Raw genomic sequence first — 15,512 nt, 5'->3', positions numbered from 1 at the left:
CGGCAGTAGATGGACATGATGGATTTTATTGCTGACGACTCCCTGACCCCGGCGGATGAAGCGCGCTATATCAACGCGTATCTGCCGCTGGTGCATCGGATCGTGAAACAGCTTGCGTGGCAAACGAGCAGCGTGATGGGAAAAGAGGACATGGAGCAGATTGCTCTGATGGGGCTTTTAACCTCTCTGCGCCGCTACGGTCATCCCGACGAGCAGTTTGGCGCCTATGCCGCGCAGCGTATTCGCGGCGCGGTGTTAGACGAGCTGCGGGAGCTGGACTGGCGCCCGCGTCGGCTGCGCCAGAAAAGCCACAAAATTAACGACGCGATCCGGGAGCTGACGCGCAGGCTGGGCAAAACGCCAGACTTTGACGAGCTCAGCAAGCACCTTTCCATCACCGCCGAGGAGTACCACGAGTATTTACTGCTGGACTGCGCGAAGACGCTGGAAAGCCTTGATGATTTGTTGGGCGGAGATGCCCTGAACGGCACCCTGAATACCCGCTCGCTGGAGGACGAAATGGTCACCAGCGGCACGTTAAGGGCTGCGCTGGCAAGCCTTGATGAGCGTGAAAAGATGATTCTCACGCTCTATTACCAGCAGGAAATGAGTTTAAAAGAGATTGCGTTAGTCCTCGATCTTACCGAGGCGCGCGTCTGTCAGCTCAATAAAAAGATCGCTCAGAAGATCCAGTGTTTTTTCCAGAAGTGAAAGGTATATGCAAAAGTTTCTCGGTATTTTCATTATTTTCGCCTGCGTGGTAGGCGGTTTTCTTATGTCCGGTGGGCGTCTGGCTTCGTTCTGGCAGCCCGGTGAGATCGTGATTATTCTCGGGGCGGGCCTGGGCGCGATGGTGCTTGCCAACCCTAAACCGGTGCTGGCGGAAATGTACCGTCAGTTTTGCGGCATTATGCGTAAAAACGAATATACCGACGAGTACCAGCGCCAGCTGCTGATGCTGCTGTATGAACTGCTTGAGCTGGTTCAGGACGGTGGTCTGAAGGTGCTGGACGAGCATATCGAAGTTCCGGAAAGCAGCCCGCTTTTCCAGAAGTACCCGTTAATCCTGCAAAACAAAGCCATCATCACCTTTATCGCGGATAACTTCCGTCTGATGGCGATGGGCAAAATCAACGAGCACGAGCTGGAAGGTATCCTGGAGCAGGAGCTGGTGGCGATGGAAGAGAACCTTCTTCAGCCTTCCCGCTCGCTGCAGCGTACGGCGGAAGCGATGCCGGGCTTTGGCATCTGTGCGGCGGTACTCGGGATCATCATCACCATGCAATCCATCGACGGCTCCATTGCGGTGATCGGCGTTAAGGTTGCGGCGGCGCTGGTGGGGACGTTCCTCGGCGTGTTCTTCTGCTATTGCCTGATGGATCCGGTGGCGAACGCCATGGAGCAGCGCACCAAAAAGCTGATGGCGGTCATCGAGTGCGTGCGTACCGTGCTGGTGAACCACGTTGCCGGAAAACCGACGCTGCTGGCGGTGGACGCCGGGCGCAAAATGCTGCCGCTGGATTCGAAGCCAACCTTCGCCACCCTCGACGGCTGGGTTAACCAGATGACGGGTGAATCCTGATGCGGGGCAGTCGCGCAAAAGAACATACCACGATCATCAAACGCTCCTCGCGCAAAAGCCATGATGCCTTTCACGGCGGCGCGTGGAAGGTGGCGTTCGCCGACTTTACGCTGGCGATGATGGCGCTGTTTATGGTGCTGTGGATCATGGGGTCGGTAACGGAAGAGGAGCGTAAAGAGATTGTCTCCCAGCTCAACGGCCAGTCGATCTTTGACGGGCAAACGCTGTCACCCATCACCCAGCCTCACGGCGTGGGCGGCAAGATCGCCGTGACGGAGAAGCGTGATACCGACGCCGCGAAAAAGGCGCAGCAGAAAGCCTCTGTGAACGCCGAGGCGCTGGCGAAGGGCGAGAGTCTGGACGACGTGACGTCGCGCTCGCAGAACGAAATTGAAGATCTTGCCCGCATCATCATGAAGATCACCTCAGCCTATGATGCACAGTCAAACCTGAAAATTGAGATTGTGCCGCAAGGGTTGCGCATTCTGATCACCGACGATCAAAAGCGAGAGATGTTCCAGCGCAGCAGCGCGATCCTGACGCCGTTTTTCAAGCGGCTGTTAACGGAGTTCGCGCCCGCCCTGAATAAGATCGACAACAAGATCATCATCACCGGGCACACGGATTCGACGCGTTTTCGCGATCAGGATCTCTACAACAACTGGAACCTGTCGGGGGAGCGAGCCATGCAGGCGCGCAGGGTGCTCACCAACGCCGGGCTGGATCAAAACAAAGTGCTGCAGGTCAGCGGGATGGCGGATCAGATGCTTATCGATCCCGAGCATCCGCTGAGCTCCTCGAATCGCCGCATTGAGATCATGGTGCTCACGCAGTCGGCCAGCGAATCGTTGTATCAGTTCTTTGGTCAGCACGGTGAAAAGGTGATTAAGCCGATAGCCGACAGACTCTCCCGGAATCAATAAACGGTTTTTCGATGTTCACTTTTATCCATTTTCAGAAACTGGCCTGCCTGGCGCTGCTCGTCGGCCTGACGCTGGGGGCGAGCGCCCCCGCTGAGGCGGCGCCCCGCAGCCAGACCAAAACCGAAGCGGAAAAGGCAAAGGCGGCAAAGGCCAGGATGCGCAACAAGGCGCTGCTGCTGAAGAAAACCCAGACGCGCGTGAGCGTGGTCGCCCCGACCCCGGAACAGAAGCGCCGCGAAAGTGAAAAACGTCGCCTGGAGCGGGAGGAAAACCGCGAATGGCTGGCTATGCACAAGCGCTGGCAGCCGGGGCGGCTGTCGACCGACATGATCTGGGAGCCGCTGCCGGGAGAGAAGCTCAGCCCGCGCGTGCAGGCCTCGTTGAAGCAGGTGATCGTCCAGCTGAAACGGCAGCTCGGCAAACCTTACGTCTGGGGCGGACAAACCCCCGAGCAGGGGTTCGACTGCAGCGGTCTGGTTTTTTACGCCTTTAACCCGGTGCTGAGCCGCAACCTGCCGCGCACCGCCAACGGCATGTTCCACGACCGAACGCTGCGCCCCGTGCGCCAGGAAAAATTACGCCGCGGCGACCTGGTGTTTTTCAACATTAACCAGCGCCCGGGTGCCGACCACGTGGGCGTGTACATCGGTGACGGTGAGTTTATCGAAGCGCCGCGTACCGGGCTGAATATCCGCGTCAGCCAGCTTTCTGACGCCTTCTGGCAGGACCACTACCTGGGTGCCCGCCGGATATTAACTGAAGAGGCCGTGCTCTAACGGCCTGACGCTGAATACCCCCTCAAGGTATGCGCCGCCAGGGATGGCCCCTTAATTCAAGATTGACTGAGAAACTTTTCATGAACCAGATGCGTAGAAAATTCGCCATTGACGATGGCTCCACCAACGTAAAAATCAGCTGGATTGAGAACGGCACGCTGAAAACCGTCGTGTCCCCGAACTCCTTCCGCAAAGACTGGAAGAGCGCCGCCCTGCTGCGCGGCCAGGCGGTGCATAACTACACCATCGGCACCACCAAATACACCTACGATGCCACCTCCGATAAGGCGCTCTCCACTACCCATATCGACTATCAATACGACGATTTAAACCTGCTGGCGGTACACCATGCGCTGCTGCAAACCGGCGTCGCCCCCTGCGACGTGGAAGTGATCGTCACCTTGCCGATCACCCAGTTCTACAACCCGGATGACTGCCAGCGTAACGAAGAGCGTATTGAAGCCAAGCGCAAAAACCTGATGCGCGATATTACGCTCAACAAAGGCGAGCTGTTCCGCATTGTGGATGTGCAGGTGATGCCGGAAAGCCTTCCGGCGGCGCTTTCGCACCTGCTCAACTCGAACGTCAACGAATTCACCAAATCGCTGGTGATTGACTGCGGCGGAACAACCCTGGATATGGGCGTGATTGTCGGCGAGTTCGACGATGTTTCGGCCATTTACGGCAACAACGAAATCGGCGTGGCGATGGTTACCGATGCCACGCGCAAGCTGCTGGCTGCGGCGGACAGCGACTCGAGCTACCTGGTGGCGAACGAGCTGATCAAGCGCCGTCACGATCTCGATTTCGTTAAGAGCGTGATCAACGACGAGTCGCGGATCGAGGAGATCCTGGAAAAAATCGCGATCAAGATCCAGGAGCTGGGCGATCAGGTGGCATACGAAGCGAAGAAATTCGCCAAAAACCCGAACCGCGTCTACCTGGTCGGCGGGGGAGCGCACCTGATTGAAGGGGCGATCCGCGAGGTTTACGCGACCCTCGGGGATCGCGTGGTGAGCATTGATAACCCGCAAAGCGCCCTGTCCCGCGAAATCTGCCTCTACCACTCCGACGCCGGGGCGGAAAACGTGGCAGAGCCCGTAATGGCTGAGGTGGGCGAGGATGCGTAAGGGGCAGATCCGCCGGGTTAATCTGTCTCTTCATCTGACGCCGGAGCAGTCGCACGCGGATTTGCGTGCGATGCAGCAGCTGCAGAAGTGGCACCAGTCGGTGGGGCAATCTGCCAGCGTGGATGATTCGAATATGGAGATCCGCGCGTTTCACCGCGACGTTTACCTGGCGGGGCTTCAGCTGTTTATGCTGGATCCGGCGCGCTGTCGCCACGTGGCGGAGTCTCTTGGGCGGGAAAACGTCACCCTGGAAACGCTGCTGGCCGAGCTTCAGCCGCAGCCGCAGGCGCCGTCTGATGAGCCATCAGCGGAGCTGGCGGCGCTGCAAAATATACGCGAAGAGATCGCCGCGCTCCGGCCGCTGATGGAGCAGCAAAAGCTTGCCCTGCAGCAGCTGCGCATGACGGCGAAAAGCACCAGCGCGGCTGCGCCAGAGCGGGATAATGTCGAAGTGAGTCAGGTCGATGCGCCGGTGGAGAAAATGCAAAAAGTCCGGCAAAAAGGGATTTTCTGAGGCCGTGTCGCCAGCCGGGTCAGGCGTTGCCGCCACCCGGCTCGCTGCGGCAGGGCTAATCAGGTAATCACCATCGGCCAGTCTGGCGGAGTATGGCTCATGGCTTCCACCATCACCACCTTCAGGTTTTCCCAGACGGCGGCCATATCCAGCAGGGTAATGCCAAGCAGGCCCATGGCGAACCAACACGCTGCGCCAAGCCCCAGAAGGGTGCTGATCACCGCCAGGCCGGCGTAGTCGGATTTACGAAATTGAATATTCAGCGTGCTGGCTAAGAACATCAACACCGCGCTCAATAACGGCCAGCGCAGGAGAACCATGCTGGTAGTAATGGTTGCCATAAAAAACCTATCCTCGAAAAAGCAGACGAACTGCAATGAAACAGTGTTTTGCGTTACAGAATATGTGTGAACTATATCACACTTGTTCTTTTATTAGCCAGCGTCAGGTTGATGAAAAAGAGGGGAAATATAGGTGCGGGAAATGCTTCTGAGTTCTGGGCGAAAATATATCTTTGCAGGCTAAGGCGCGCTTTTTACGCTCCGTTTTCAGCAAATTCATTGAGATAGCTAAACCTCTGCAATATTTCTGAAGTTGTATAACATTTACAGTATAAAACCTATGGATTATGCTTGAGTGGACAAATAAATGTACTCGCAGCGAATAATTCAGGTTTTTGAATTTTCTGGTTTTTTTTCGATAATTGTATCGATTTAATTACACACGCTCTGTTATTTAATTAAACTGAATTTTTATTCAGTTATTCTTAACTCCTGAATGCAAATACGCGCTGCGGTCGGTTTATCATTTAATACTCTGCGAAAAAAATGATGAAAGAAAAACGACGCGAGATTGTCAACGACAGTATGCAGGCGCTTCACGCTCTGGCTAAGCTCATCCCACAGCTGAATTCCCGAAGTTCGTTATCAGAAATGCTGGAAACCATTAATAAGGCGCTGGGCGCCTCCCTCGCCTGGGTCAGCGTTGATGACAATGACGGCCTCCAGCGCGTGGTGTGCGCAGGGGACGTCGCCTGCCACGCGTTTGAAGTGACGGATTTCCTTGCCAGTACCCTGCTGGCGCGACACCACCGGTCGTGGCGGGTGGTCTACTGGAAGGAGCACATTGGCCGTACGCTGTTTCCGCCTCAGCATCCCGGCCACGCGCAGCTGCAAAGCGGGGTGCTATGCAAACTCTCCTCCCGCGACTGGCGCTGCAGCGGGTATTTCTTTTTAGCCTTTGATGAACGGCTTCACGCCCTGCCGATCCTCAAGAATATCGTGGTGGTGCTGGTTGAGAGGCTGAAAGACTATTTCGAAGAGATCGTCACCCGGGAAAAAACGGCGCACGAGATGCAGCGGGTGGTCACGCAGTATAAGACCCTGTTTGAACGCGCCCCGGTGCTGATGAACTCGTTCGATAAACACAACCGCTGCGTGCTGTGGAATGCGGAATGCGAAAAGGTGTTCGGCTGGAGCATGGCGGAAATCATTGCCCATTCCGATCCGCTGATGCTGTTCTACCCGGACCCCGAGGAGCGCCGACGGGTGCGGGAGTCGGTGCATATTTCGCCGCTCAAGGACATGTACGAATGGCATCCGCTGCGCAAAGACGGCACGCAGCTCACCATCCTGTGGTCAAACATCCTGCTGCCGGACGGCTCGATCCTGAATATCGGGCTGGACATCACCGAGCGTAAAAAGGCGGAACAGCAGCTGGCGGTGAAGGCCACGACGGACGATCTCACCGGCTGCCTTAACCGCTCGGCAATATTGCAGCGGCTCAAAACGGCGCTGGCGGCCAGCTCGCGGCAGGATGCCGACAGCCACTTCTGCGTCCTGATGTTCGACCTGGACTATTTCAAGCAGATCAACGACGAGTGGGGGCATCAGACGGGCGATGCCGCCCTGGTCCATTTCTGCGACCGGATCCGGGAGGTCAGCCCGGAGCACGCCGCGCTCGGGCGGGTCGGGGGCGAGGAGTTTTTACTGCTGCTGGCGCGCGCCGACGGCGAAGCCGCCACGCGGCTAGCTACCCGGCTGCGCCAGGCCCTGAAGGCGAAACCGCTGGTGGTGGGCGATAAAAAGCTGGAGCTGGCGTTTAGCGCGGGGGCGGTGGAAGTGTGCCGGGGCCAGCGCGATACCTCGGCGTTACTGACCCGCGCCGATAAAGCTTTATATGACGCGAAACGTACCGGAAGAGGAAAAACCGTTCTGGCTTCTGATTATTTATAAATCAATTGAGAATGTACTCATTAGCAAGCGGCATGAAATTTCATGACCCTGTTGTACTTTTTTCATGCTGCCAATAGTTTGGCTTAATCACCGATCCGCTGTTGTGTTATCTTAAAACCTCCCCGCCTGGCTAGATAATTATTTTCCTTAATTGAAACGGAACGAATACTTTCAGTTTAGCTTACGGGAGAATATTATCGTCATAACGAAAATTAGGATTTTTAATACCAAAAGTCAGTTGCTAACTTCGCATGATTCATGCAACGTAATCACCTGTTTATCAAAGCATCCGGCCTTCATTACTACAGGCGTACAAAATGCAGGGATATAGGGCGGGAAATGAATCGTAGCGCGCAGCGCAAGATGCTGAGGGTGGTAGGGATCATCATGGTAGTTTTGCTGCCGGTGATGCTTGCGCTATGGTTTGCCCAGTTAAGAGCCGTCAGTGAAACAAGTGCCCAGCTACGCACCTTTGCTGAACTGGCGTTAGATAAAACAGAGCTTGTAATTCAACAAGTTGATTTAGCGCGCGACGCCGCTGAAAAGTACCAGGGCGAGCTCTGCACCCCGGCGCATCGTCAATATATGTTGAACGTAATGCGCGGGCGTCTGTTCGTTGCCGATTTAATTTACGCGCAGGGCCAGCAATTTCTCTGCTCAACGGTTTTTACCCCGGAACAGCCTTACTTAATTCCGCCTGCCAATTACAAACGCAAGCCTGACGTTGCTATCTATTATTATCGCGATACGCCATTTTTTACCGGCTATAAAATGACGTATATGCAGCGTGGAAATTATGTCGTGGTGGTTAATCCACTGTCATACAGTGAGGTTATGTCGGCAGATCATTCCCTGGCCTGGGGTGTATATGACACCGTGACCAATGCCTTTTTTTCCGTCAGCGCTCAGGCCAATGTTTCCTTATTAAATTCGATGATTCGACATAAGGAATCGACATTTCAAAAAGATGATCGTTTTTATACGATTGTGAATTCTGATAAACGTCCTATTGCCGCTATCGTCTCCACCTCAAATAAACGTTTCTACGAAACGCTTTATCACCAGGCGACCCTGACCCTGCCGCTGGGCATGATTTGCAGCATTATTATTCTGCTGGTCTGGTCACGCACCCACCGGGAATTTAACTCGCCGGGACGGCTGCTGCATCGCGCGCTCAACAAGCGGCAGCTGTGCGTTCACTATCAGCCGATTATCGATATTAAGAACAACCGGTGCGTAGGGGCAGAGGCGCTGTTGCGCTGGCCGGGGTTCAACGGGCAGCAGGTGATGAGCCCGGTGGAGTTTATCCCGCTGGCGGAAAAAGAGGGAATGATCGAGCGCATCACCGATTACGTGGTGGAGGAGGTGTTCAACGATCTGGGCGTTTTCCTCGCGGCGCATCCGCATCTCTATATTTCGATTAACCTGTCGGCAGCGGATTTCCACTCGTCGCGCCTGATTGCGCTGATCTCCGACAAGGCTCGCTTCCACTCGGTGCGCGCCCAGCAGATCAAAATTGAAGTCACGGAGCGCGGGTTCATCGACGTGCCGAAAACCACGCCGGTGATTCAGGCGTTCCGCCAGGCCGGCTATGAAGTGGCCATCGACGACTTTGGAACCGGGTATTCCAACCTGCACAACCTTTACTCCCTGAACGTGGATATCCTGAAAATCGATAAATCCTTTATCGACACCTTAACCACCAACAGCACCAGCCACCTGATTGCGGAACACATCATTGAGATGGCGCAAAGCCTGCGGTTGAAAACCATTGCCGAAGGGGTTGAAACGGCAGAGCAGGTCAGCTGGCTGCTAAAGCGCGGCGTGGAATACTGTCAGGGATGGCACTTCGCCAAAGCGATGCCGCCCCAGGAGTTTATGACCTGGCAGCAGCAACCTTTGCAAAATACACACTAGTTTAGCTGGTGGCGGTAATCGCTTGGGGTGCGATCGAACTCGCGGCGGAACACGCGGGAGAAGGTCTGCTGCGACACATAGCCCAGATCCATGGCGATATCAAAAATGGGCCGCTGCGTGGAGCGTAGCGCCTGCGCCGCCAGCAGCAGCCTGCGCTGGCGAATGTAATCCCCGAGCGTCTGATGCATGACGGTGCGGAACATTCTCTGTAAATACCATTTCGAATAGCCCGACTTCTTAGCGACCACATCAATGTTCAACGGTTGGTCGATATGTTCATCAATCCATTCAATAAGCGTCTGAATAATTTGCTGATGCGACATAAGGTTGCCCCTCTGTAGATACAACTATCTCTGTTGATTCGTCGTTTTCTCTGCGGGGGAGTATAATTCCTCAAGTTAACTTGAGGTAAAGAGGTTTTATGGAAAAGAGATTGCCGCGAATAAAAGCGCTGTTAACCCCCGGTGAAGTGGCGAAGCGAAGCGGCGTGGCGGTATCCGCGCTCCACTTCTATGAAAGCAAAGGGTTAATTAAAAGCATCCGTAACGGCGGAAACCAACGTCGCTACACGCGCGACGTGCTCCGCTACGTGGCGATTATCAAAATTGCGCAACGAATCGGAATCCCCCTGGCCACCATCGGCGATGCGTTCGGGGTTTTACCCGAGGGGCATACCCTGAGCGCGAAAGAGTGGAAGCAGCTCTCCTCCCAGTGGCGGGATGAGTTAGACCGCCGTATTCATACCCTGGTGGCGCTGCGCGACGAGCTGGACGGCTGTATCGGCTGCGGCTGTTTGTCGCGCAGCGATTGCCCGCTGCGTAACCCGGGCGACAGGCTCGGCGAGCAGGGGACGGGGGCGCGGCTGCTGGAGGAGGATTGAGTATGTGCGGCCGGTTTGCCGGGTGGCGGCTGCGCCTTACCCGGCCTACAAAACCGAGAACGTAGGCCGGGTAAGCGAAGCGTCACCCAATAAAAAGCATAATAAAGAACTAAAGCGCCACGAAGGGCGCTTTAGTTTTTCCCGGTCTTTGTCTTTCTCTCTATCCCGCTGGTTCACAGGAGGGTTTCCCCCGACATCAGCACCCCTCGTGTCGAGCATGTTGGGGAGGTTCCGGATTGTGCTGACACTTTAATTCTATGCAAGGGCGCATTTTTCGCCAGCGCAGACGCAGGGTTTTTCGCCAAATTTTTTTCGCGATGTTGTTCGATTTTCTATAGTTAGAAAGTATGAATAACAGGAGAAAACCATGATCGTCCTTCACCACCTGAACCAGTCGCGCTCGCATCGCGTGATTTGGGCGCTGGAAGAGCTAGCCCTGCCCTATGAGATTGTTCGCTACCAGCGCGAGAAGACCATGCTTGCTCCTGAGTCTCTCAAAAAAGTGCATCCGCTTGGCAAATCCCCGGTAATTGAAGACAACGGGCTGATTCTTGCCGAATCGGGGGCGATTCTGGAATACCTTCAGGAAACCTACGACGGCGAATCGCAGCTTAAGCCGCTGGACCCGGCCCACAAGGTGCAATACCGCTTCTGGCTGCACTATGCCGAAGGCTCGCTGATGCCGCTGCTGCTGATGAAGCTGGTGTTTAGCAGCTTGGGTAAACCTCCCGTCCCCTTTGGTATGCGCACCCTGGGCAAGGCCATCGGGCAGGGGGTGCAAAAAGCCTATCTCAACCGCCAGCTGGAAACCCACGCGCGCTTTATTGAATCGCACCTTGCGCAAAACAGCTGGTTCGCCGGGGAATCCCTCAGCATGGCCGATATCCAGATGAGCTTCCCGATTTTTGCCCTGCTGGCGCGCGGCGGCATCGATAATCTGCCGCATACCCAGGCGTGGAAGAAAAGGGTGGAGAACCGTTCCGCCTGGCAAAGAACCCTGGAACAGGGTGGACCGCTGACGATCCCGGGCGAGGGGTAAAATGTTACCAAATTGCGCACAGACGATAACGTTTGCGCATCCTCTGGTTATTTCTTCATCGTCATAAGCGAATTTTAGCGATAAACGATAAAGTTCAGTTGAAAAGGGCGGCGATTAGGCTAGATAATCGTTTGCCTTAAATTGACCACCCGTTTTGTAAGCGCGGAGCTAAACGTTTGCTTTTTTTGTGACGCCCCTATTCGTCGCAAACGCAGCACAGGGATATGACGTTTCGCTGGCAGTGGAGTCTCCACCACGTCTTACAAAAACGCTCTATAAAAAATTCTCAGGGGATGTTTTCTATGTCTACGCCATCTGCGCGTAATGGCGGTTCACTCGACGCCATGTTTAAAATTTCTGCTCGCGGCAGCACCGTGCGTCAGGAAGTGGTTGCCGGTCTGACAACGTTTCTGGCGATGGTTTACTCCGTCATCGTGGTGCCGGGCATGTTGGGCAAAGCGGGCTTCCCGCCTGCGGCCGTCTTCGTGGCGACCTGTCTGGTTGCCGGCGTCGGCTCCATCGTTATGGGCCTGTGGGCGAACCTGCCGCTGGCTATCGGCTGCGCCATTTCGCTTACCGCGTTTACTGCATTCAGCCTGGTGCTGGGTCAGCAGATCAGCGTGCCGGTTGCGCTCGGCGCGGTGTTCCTGATGGGCGTGCTGTTTACCATTATTTCCGCTACCGGCATTCGTAGCTGGATTTTACGCAACCTGCCGCAGGGCGTGGCGCACGGCACGGGCATCGGTATCGGCCTGTTCCTGCTGCTGATCGCCGCGAACGGCGTGGGTCTGGTTATCAAGAACCCGCTGGACGGCCTGCCGGTTGCGCTGGGCCACTTCGCCAGCTTCCCGGTGATTATGTCGCTGATTGGTCTGGCGGTGATTATCGGTCTGGAAAAACTGAAGGTACCGGGCGGCATTCTGCTGACCATCATCGGTATTTCGATTGTCGGCCTGATTTTCGATCCGAACGTTCACTTCTCCGGCATCTTCGCCATGCCATCCTTGAGCGATGACAAAGGCAACTCCCTGATTGGCAGCCTGGACATCGTGGGCGCGCTGAACCCGATTGTGCTGCCAAGCGTGCTGGCGCTGGTGATGACGGCGGTGTTTGATGCCACCGGCACCATCCGTGCGGTCGCCGGACAGGCGAACCTGCTGGATAAAGACGGCCAGATTATCGACGGCGGCAAAGCGCTGACCACCGACTCCCTGAGCAGCGTCTTCTCTGGCCTGGTGGGTGCAGCGCCGGCGGCGGTGTACATTGAATCCGCCGCGGGTACGGCGGCAGGCGGTAAAACCGGTCTGACGGCCATTACCGTGGGCGTGCTGTTCCTGCTGATCCTGTTCCTTTCTCCGCTTTCGTACCTTGTACCGGTGTACGCGACGGCGCCTGCGCTGATGTACGTCGGCCTGCTGATGCTGAGCAACGTGGCGAAAATCGACTTCGCGGACTTCGTTGACGCCATGTCAGGCCTGATCACCGCGGTGTTCATCGTGCTGACCTGCAACATCGTAACCGGCATCATGATTGGCTTCGCCTCTCTGGTGATTGGCCGCGTGGTCTCCGGCGAATGGCGCAAGCTGAACATCGGCACGGTGGTGATTGCCGTGGCGCTGGTCGCCTTCTACGCGGGCGGCTGGGCAATTTAAATTGTCGATTGATGCGAAAACGGGTGGCTAAATGCCGCCCGTTTTTATTTTCAGAACACAAGCCGTTGTCATTTGCGTTACTCTCATGGGGCTAGAATTAAGGCACGACGCCTTCCGTTGTACACAAGAATCATTGCAAACAGGGAACGCATGGAAATCTTTTTCACAATACTCATCATGACCTTAGTGGTCTCGCTGTCCGGGGTAGTCACTCGCGTGCTGCCCTTTCAGTTACCCCTGCCATTAATGCAAATTGCCATCGGTGCGCTGCTGGCCTGGCCGACGTTTGGTTTGCACGTCGAGTTCGACCCGGAGCTGTTCCTTGTCCTCTTCATTCCGCCGCTGCTGTTCGCTGACGGCTGGAAAACCCCGACCCGCGAATTCCTCGAACACGGGCGAGAGATCTTCGGCCTCGCGCTGGCGCTGGTGGTGGTGACGGTGGTCGGGATTGGCTTCCTGATCTACTGGACGGTGCCGGGCATTCCGCTCATTCCGGCCTTTGCGCTGGCGGCGGTACTGTCGCCGACCGATGCCGTGGCGCTGTCCGGCATTGTGGGAGAAGGGCGCATTCCGAAGAAAATTATGGGCATCCTGCAAGGCGAGGCGCTGATGAACGACGCCTCCGGCCTGGTGGCCCTGAAGTTCGCCGTCGCGGTGGCGATGGGGACGATGGTCTTTACCGTGGGCGGCGCGACCTTTGAGTTCTTCAAGGTGGCGATTGGCGGCATCCTGGCGGGCTTTGTGGTCAGCTGGCTGTACGGCCGCTCGCTGGGCTTCCTAAGCCGCTGGGGCGGCGATGAGCCCGCCACGCAGATCGTGTTGCTGTTCCTGCTGCCGTTCGCGTCCTACCTGATTGCCGAACACATTGGCGTGTCGGGCATCCTCGCGGCGGTAGCGGCAGGGATGACCATCACCCGCGCGGGCGTAATGCGCCGCGCGCCGCTGGCGATGCGTCTGCGCGCCAACAGCACCTGGGCGATGCTTGAATTCGTGTTTAACGGCATGGTCTTCCTGCTGTTGGGCCTGCAGCTGCCGGGCATTCTGGAGTCTTCCCTGGTGGCGGCAGAAGCCGACCCGAACGTGGAAACCTGGATGCTGTTCACCGATATCGTGCTGATTTATATCGCGCTGATGCTGGTGCGTTTCGGCTGGCTGTGGACGATGAAGAAATTCAGCAAGCGCTTCCTGACCAAAAAGCCGATGGAGTTTGGCTCCTGGACCACGCGCGAGCTGCTGATTGCCTCCTTCGCCGGGGTTCGCGGGGCGATCACCCTCGCCGGTGTGCTCTCGATTCCGCTGCTGCTGCCGACCGGAGACGTCTTCCCGGCGCGCTACGAGCTGGTGTTCCTGGCCGCGGGCGTGATCCTGTTCTCGCTGTTCGTGGGCGTGGTGATGCTGCCAATCCTGCTCCAGCACATCGATATGGGCGACTCTTCCCAGCAGCATAAAGAGGAGCGTATTGCCCGTGCGGCGACGGCAGAAGTGGCGATTGTGGCGATCCAGAAAATGGAGGAACGCCTTGCCGCCGACGCCGAAGAGAACATCGACAACCAGCTGCTGACGGAGGTCAGTTCCCGCGTTATCGGTAATTTACGCCGCCGCGCGGACGGGCGTAACGACGTGGAAAGCTCATTGCAGGAAGAGAACCTGGAGCGCCGCTTCCGCCTGGCGGCGCTGCGCTCGGAGCGTGCGGAGCTGTACCATCTGCGCGCCACGCGTCAAATCAGCAACGAAACGCTGCAAAAGCTGCTGCATGATCTGGATCTGCTGGAAGCGTTGTTAATCGAGAATCAGTAGTGGGCTTTTGCCCCTCACCCTCGCCCTCTCCCCCTAGGGGAGAGGGAACCGATCGAGCCCCTCGCCCCTAGTCTTGTAGGCCGGGTAAGGCAAAGCCGCCACCCGGCTATTCAGACTAGACCCAAAACCCCTCACAACACTGCAACCACGCCTGCGCGCTGTGCGACAGATAGACCCCTTCGCGCCAAATCATCCCAAGCTGCCAGTGCAAATCGCTCTCCAGCGGGATCCAGCGCAGCGTGTTCTTATCCAGACGCTCGCAGATCGGCTGCGGCAAAATCGCAATCCCGACGCCCGCCTGCACCATCGCCGCGAGAAAATCCCACTGGCCGCTGCGCACCGCGATGCGCGGCTTGACGCTGTGCTGATTGAACAGCGCCATCAGCTGGCGGCTCAGGGCAAAATCCTCGTTATAGATAAGCAGCGGGTGCTCGCCGAGCAGCTCTGGCCTGATTGAATCGATGCGCAGCCAGTCGCCGGAGCGCGGCACCAGCACGTACAGCGGATGGCTAAACAGCGGCAGCGTGGCCAGCCCGCTCTCTTCCTCCACCGGCAGGGCGGTCATCGCCACGTCCAGCTCGCCGTTCATCACCGCCTGCTGCACGGTTAAACCGCCGAATTCGGAAATCTTCAGCTCCACGCCGGGGTAACGCTGACGGAACAGGCTGATGGGCCCGGCCATCATCATGCCCACCATCGGCGGAATGCCGAGGCGCAGGATGCCTTTATTCAGATGGTTAATGTCTCCAAGCTCGGCTTCGAGCTGGCGGAACTCCGCAAGAATGGCCAGCCCGCGCTCGAACACCACGCGTCCGGTATCGGTCAAAAGCAGCTTGCGTCCGTCGCGGATTAGCAGGGTGCAGTTCAGCTCATCTTCGAGGTTTTTCAGCATCTTGCTGATGGTAGGTTGGGTCACAAACAACTTTTCCGCTGCGCGGGTAAAACTCTGCTGACGAACCACTTCGACAAAATAGCGCAGCGTTCTTATGTCCATGATTATTCCTCGAAACTATGCATTCGATGATTTTAATTCATTTCAGTCCATTACGTGCGGTCACTATACTGGCG

Annotated in this window: 15 protein-coding genes; 12 read left to right on the top strand and 3 right to left on the bottom strand. The window is 56.6% G+C overall.

Annotation, left to right across the window (positions count from 1 at the left end; genetic code table 11):
* Positions 1-9: 9 nt before the first annotated feature.
* From AB6V08_RS16320 to AB6V08_RS16295, 6 genes are all read left to right on the top strand, one after another.
* Complete coding sequence (locus tag AB6V08_RS16320) at positions 10-711, top strand: FliA/WhiG family RNA polymerase sigma factor (protein WP_368543872.1); 702 nt, start codon at positions 10-12, stop codon at positions 709-711.
* 7 nt (positions 712-718) lie between these two features.
* A complete protein-coding gene (gene motA / locus AB6V08_RS16315; RefSeq protein ID WP_368543871.1) occupies positions 719-1,582 on the top strand; it encodes a flagellar motor stator protein MotA in 864 nt (287 codons plus the stop codon).
* A complete protein-coding gene (lafU, locus tag AB6V08_RS16310; protein ID WP_368543870.1) occupies positions 1,582-2,505 on the top strand; it encodes a putative lateral flagellar export/assembly protein LafU in 924 nt (307 codons plus the stop codon). Before motA ends, lafU begins: the two co-directional genes overlap by 1 nt.
* Before the next feature lie 11 nt (positions 2,506-2,516).
* Entirely contained in the window at positions 2,517-3,281 is a 765-nt protein-coding gene (locus AB6V08_RS16305) for a C40 family peptidase (RefSeq protein WP_368543869.1), read from the top strand.
* 80 nt (positions 3,282-3,361) lie between these two features.
* Positions 3,362-4,411: a plasmid segregation protein ParM domain-containing protein gene (gene parM, locus AB6V08_RS16300; RefSeq protein WP_368543868.1), complete on the top strand. Its 1,050-nt coding sequence runs from the start codon at positions 3,362-3,364 to the stop codon at positions 4,409-4,411.
* Positions 4,404-4,925: a hypothetical protein gene (locus tag AB6V08_RS16295; RefSeq protein ID WP_368543867.1), complete on the top strand. Its 522-nt coding sequence runs from the start codon at positions 4,404-4,406 to the stop codon at positions 4,923-4,925. Before parM ends, AB6V08_RS16295 begins: the two co-directional genes overlap by 8 nt.
* Positions 4,926-4,984: 59 nt before the next feature.
* Here AB6V08_RS16295 and AB6V08_RS16290 read toward each other — a convergent pair whose 3' ends face one another.
* Entirely contained in the window at positions 4,985-5,266 is a 282-nt protein-coding gene (locus tag AB6V08_RS16290; protein WP_368543866.1) for a YjcB family protein, read from the bottom strand.
* Between the two features lie 489 nt (positions 5,267-5,755).
* On the opposite strand from AB6V08_RS16290, the gene AB6V08_RS16285 reads away from it, so the two are divergent.
* Together AB6V08_RS16285 and AB6V08_RS16280 are read left to right on the top strand one after the other, a co-directional pair.
* Complete coding sequence (locus tag AB6V08_RS16285; protein ID WP_368543865.1) at positions 5,756-7,159, top strand: diguanylate cyclase; 1,404 nt, start codon at positions 5,756-5,758, stop codon at positions 7,157-7,159.
* Positions 7,160-7,498: 339 nt separating this feature from the next.
* Positions 7,499-9,076, top strand: a complete 1,578-nt coding sequence (locus AB6V08_RS16280; RefSeq protein WP_368543864.1) for an EAL domain-containing protein — start codon at positions 7,499-7,501, stop codon at positions 9,074-9,076.
* Here AB6V08_RS16280 and soxS read toward each other — a convergent pair.
* Positions 9,073-9,399, bottom strand: a complete 327-nt coding sequence (gene soxS, locus AB6V08_RS16275) for a superoxide response transcriptional regulator SoxS (protein ID WP_003860277.1) — start codon at positions 9,397-9,399, stop codon at positions 9,073-9,075. The genes AB6V08_RS16280 and soxS overlap by 4 nt on opposite strands.
* Positions 9,400-9,497: 98 nt before the next feature.
* On the opposite strand from soxS, the gene soxR reads away from it, so the two are divergent.
* The 4 genes from soxR (at position 9,498) to AB6V08_RS16255 (ending at position 14,444) form a co-directional block, all read left to right on the top strand.
* A complete protein-coding gene (soxR, locus tag AB6V08_RS16270) occupies positions 9,498-9,956 on the top strand; it encodes a redox-sensitive transcriptional activator SoxR (protein WP_368543863.1) in 459 nt (152 codons plus the stop codon).
* Positions 9,957-10,323: 367 nt separating this feature from the next.
* Complete coding sequence (locus tag AB6V08_RS16265; RefSeq protein WP_368543862.1) at positions 10,324-10,995, top strand: glutathione S-transferase family protein; 672 nt, start codon at positions 10,324-10,326, stop codon at positions 10,993-10,995.
* Positions 10,996-11,297: 302 nt separating this feature from the next.
* Positions 11,298-12,647, top strand: coding sequence for a guanine/hypoxanthine transporter GhxP (ghxP, locus tag AB6V08_RS16260; RefSeq protein WP_368543861.1), 1,350 nt, complete (start codon positions 11,298-11,300; stop codon positions 12,645-12,647).
* 150 nt (positions 12,648-12,797) lie between these two features.
* Positions 12,798-14,444 (top strand): Na+/H+ antiporter, encoded by a 1,647-nt coding sequence (locus AB6V08_RS16255; RefSeq protein WP_368543860.1) that lies wholly within the window; start codon positions 12,798-12,800, stop codon positions 14,442-14,444.
* Positions 14,445-14,559: 115 nt separating this feature from the next.
* On the opposite strand, the gene AB6V08_RS16250 is transcribed toward AB6V08_RS16255, so the two are convergent.
* Complete coding sequence (locus tag AB6V08_RS16250) at positions 14,560-15,438, bottom strand: LysR family transcriptional regulator (RefSeq protein ID WP_368543859.1); 879 nt, start codon at positions 15,436-15,438, stop codon at positions 14,560-14,562.
* Positions 15,439-15,512: the final 74 nt, after the last annotated feature.

The organism is Enterobacter soli (assembly GCF_964208575.1).
GTDB classification, from domain to species: Bacteria; Pseudomonadota; Gammaproteobacteria; order Enterobacterales; family Enterobacteriaceae; genus Enterobacter; species Enterobacter soli_A.
The sequence above is the reverse complement of the archived record's forward strand: the minus strand, read 5'-3'. Positions and strand labels throughout refer to the sequence as shown.

What these genes read in the sequence shown, in the direction of transcription:
- AB6V08_RS16320 (WP_368543872.1), top strand. Translation starts at nt 10, where the DNA reads ATGGACATGATGGATTTTATTGCTGACGACTCCCTGACCCCGGCGGAT.
- motA (WP_368543871.1), top strand. Translation starts at nt 719, where the DNA reads ATGCAAAAGTTTCTCGGTATTTTCATTATTTTCGCCTGCGTGGTAGGC.
- lafU (WP_368543870.1), top strand. Translation starts at nt 1,582, where the DNA reads ATGCGGGGCAGTCGCGCAAAAGAACATACCACGATCATCAAACGCTCC.
- AB6V08_RS16305 (WP_368543869.1), top strand. Translation starts at nt 2,517, where the DNA reads ATGTTCACTTTTATCCATTTTCAGAAACTGGCCTGCCTGGCGCTGCTC.
- parM (WP_368543868.1), top strand. Translation starts at nt 3,362, where the DNA reads ATGAACCAGATGCGTAGAAAATTCGCCATTGACGATGGCTCCACCAAC.
- AB6V08_RS16295 (WP_368543867.1), top strand. Translation starts at nt 4,404, where the DNA reads ATGCGTAAGGGGCAGATCCGCCGGGTTAATCTGTCTCTTCATCTGACG.
- AB6V08_RS16290 (WP_368543866.1), bottom strand. Translation starts at nt 5,266, where the DNA reads ATGGCAACCATTACTACCAGCATGGTTCTCCTGCGCTGGCCGTTATTG.
- AB6V08_RS16285 (WP_368543865.1), top strand. Translation starts at nt 5,756, where the DNA reads ATGAAAGAAAAACGACGCGAGATTGTCAACGACAGTATGCAGGCGCTT.
- AB6V08_RS16280 (WP_368543864.1), top strand. Translation starts at nt 7,499, where the DNA reads ATGAATCGTAGCGCGCAGCGCAAGATGCTGAGGGTGGTAGGGATCATC.
- soxS (WP_003860277.1), bottom strand. Translation starts at nt 9,399, where the DNA reads ATGTCGCATCAGCAAATTATTCAGACGCTTATTGAATGGATTGATGAA.
- soxR (WP_368543863.1), top strand. Translation starts at nt 9,498, where the DNA reads ATGGAAAAGAGATTGCCGCGAATAAAAGCGCTGTTAACCCCCGGTGAA.
- AB6V08_RS16265 (WP_368543862.1), top strand. Translation starts at nt 10,324, where the DNA reads ATGATCGTCCTTCACCACCTGAACCAGTCGCGCTCGCATCGCGTGATT.
- ghxP (WP_368543861.1), top strand. Translation starts at nt 11,298, where the DNA reads ATGTCTACGCCATCTGCGCGTAATGGCGGTTCACTCGACGCCATGTTT.
- AB6V08_RS16255 (WP_368543860.1), top strand. Translation starts at nt 12,798, where the DNA reads ATGGAAATCTTTTTCACAATACTCATCATGACCTTAGTGGTCTCGCTG.
- AB6V08_RS16250 (WP_368543859.1), bottom strand. Translation starts at nt 15,438, where the DNA reads ATGGACATAAGAACGCTGCGCTATTTTGTCGAAGTGGTTCGTCAGCAG.